This is a genomic window from Mangrovibacterium sp., from assembly GCF_059905295.1.
In genome coordinates this window covers 1-2,170 of the sequence record NZ_JBZQJF010000317.1, presented here as the reverse complement: position 1 = coordinate 2,170, position 2,170 = coordinate 1, and the positions used below count along the sequence as shown (strand labels likewise).

The 2,170-nt window shown below is 42.0% G+C and carries 3 protein-coding genes; 1 reads left to right on the top strand and 2 read right to left on the bottom strand.

Features of this window, described 5'->3' with window-relative positions; translation table 11 throughout:
* Nucleotides 1-98, bottom strand: a 98-nt coding sequence (locus AC37HE_RS16045; protein ID WP_500783984.1) for a 4Fe-4S binding protein, incomplete at its 3' end; no start/stop codon positions are given.
* 157 nt (nt 99-255) lie between these two features.
* Nucleotides 256-915 (bottom strand): endonuclease III, encoded by a 660-nt coding sequence (gene nth / locus AC37HE_RS16040; RefSeq protein ID WP_500783982.1) that lies wholly within the window; start codon nt 913-915, stop codon nt 256-258.
* An 86-nt stretch (nt 916-1,001) separates the two neighbouring features.
* Between nth and AC37HE_RS16035 the strand changes: the two genes are divergently transcribed.
* On the top strand, nt 1,002-2,170 hold a 1,169-nt coding region (locus tag AC37HE_RS16035; protein ID WP_500783980.1), incomplete at its 3' end, for an ABC-F family ATP-binding cassette domain-containing protein.

Here is a 2,170-nt window from a genome sequence, read left to right as displayed (position 1 = left end):
TCGATCTTGTAGATATCTCCTTCTGAAATTGCTTCAACTGGACATTCATCAATACAAGTTCCGCAAGCAATGCACTCGTCTGAAATTACATAAGCCATAACACTTCTTTTTTATAGTTAAAGATTACGAGCAAATGTACGAAGTTTGCCAAAAAATCAAAGTAACTGCCTGTAATTTTTCTTCAATCCAAATAAGCTTTTAATATCTCTTAAAATGGGCTTAACATGGGAATTTGTCATGTTCGTGAGATGATTATTATTTCGTCCCATTCAATTTTTTACCATTTTTCTGAAAATACTTACAACACTCCCTTAAACCGCATTTCCCACATTTTGGCGAACGTGCCAGACAGGTGTAGCGGCCGTGTAGAATTAACCAATGATGTGCCAACGGAACAATCTCGTCCGGAAAATACTTCATCAATTGCTTTTCTGTTTCCAGTGGAGTTTTCGAGTTTGTGGTTAAACCAATTCTTGCAGATACACGAAACACATGCGTGTCAACTGCAAAAGCAGGTTTCTCATATACGACAGAGGCAATAACATTAGCCGTTTTCCGCCCTACCCCCGGCAATTTCTGCAATTCCTTCACATCGTCAGGAACGATACCTTTAAAATCATTCACAAGCATCTGAGCCATTCCCACCAAATGCTTCGCTTTATTATTGGGGTAAGAGCACGAACGAATATAATCAAACACCTCGGCCGAGTCAACCTCAGCCATCAACTCCGGCTGCGGAAAACGCTTAAACAGCTCAGGAGTTATTTGATTCACCCTTTTGTCTGTACATTGGGCGGAAAGTATAACTGCAACCAGCAGTTCGTAAGGATTTGAATAATGCAGTTCCGTCTCTGCAATCGGCATTTCCTTTTGGAAATAGGCAATGACCTTTTCATATCGTTCTTTCTTGAGCATCTGTCTGTTTTTTCTGAAGTAAACAAAAATACGTCATCCGGCTTACTATGCAAATTATTCCTATTTTTGGGCAAAAATTATAGCGAATGACTCCCTATTTACAGGCCGAACAAATATCGAAGCGCTTTGCCGATTATATGCTTTTCGAAAATATCTCGTTTACAATTTTTAAAGACCAAAAGGTTGCACTGATAGCCAAAAACGGTGCCGGGAAGACCACCATGATGGAAATTTTGGCCGGAAATGACGAGCCTGATAGTGGAAGTATAACCAAAACCAAGGATGTAAAAATTGGCTACCTACGCCAAAATCCGGATTTAGATGACAATCTCACGGTGCTGGAACAGGCTTTAAAATCAGATAACCCGGCCTTACAAGTCGTTCGGGAATTTGAGAAAGCACTAAAGCACAACGAGCAGAAAGCCATTGAGGAACTGACCGTTAAGATGGACGAGCTACATGCCTGGGACTTTGAGGTAAAAGTAAAGCAAATTCTGAGTCAGCTGAAGATCGATAACTTCGACCAGTTGGTAGGATCACTTTCGGGAGGTCAGCAAAAAAGGCTGGCATTGGCTAATATCCTGGTGAATGAGCCGGACTTACTGATGTTGGATGAACCAACCAACCACCTCGACCTGGAAATGATTGAATGGTTAGAACAATACCTCGATCGCACGAACTGCACCTTATTTATGGTAACCCACGATCGCTATTTTCTGGATCGTGTATGTAATGAGATTATTGAAATTGACCAAAACCAGGTTTATAGCTATAAAGGGAACTACGGTTATTACCTTGAAAAGCGACAGGAACGCATCGAGCAGCAACAAGCTTCAACAGAGAAAGCCCAAAACCTGCTGCGCACCGAGCTGGACTGGATGCGTCGTATGCCCAAAGCCCGCAGCCATAAAGCCAAGTATCGTGTTGATGCTTTTTATGAGTTGAAAGAAAAAGCTGGTTTCCGTCGCCGGGAAGACAACCTCGAATTAAGCATTGCATCTTCCCGCATGGGTAGCAAAATTCTGGAACTGGATCATGTTTCAAAGGCTTACGGTGATCTGAAGCTAATTGAAGACTTCACCTATAAATTCTCCCGCTTCGAGAAAGTGGGTATTGTGGGTAAAAACGGAACCGGAAAATCGACTTTTCTGAATGTGATTACACAAGCGATTCCGGCAGATAAAGGCACCATAGACTGGGGGCAAACCATTAAAATTGGCTATTACCGTCAGGATGGTATCGACTTTAAACCAAC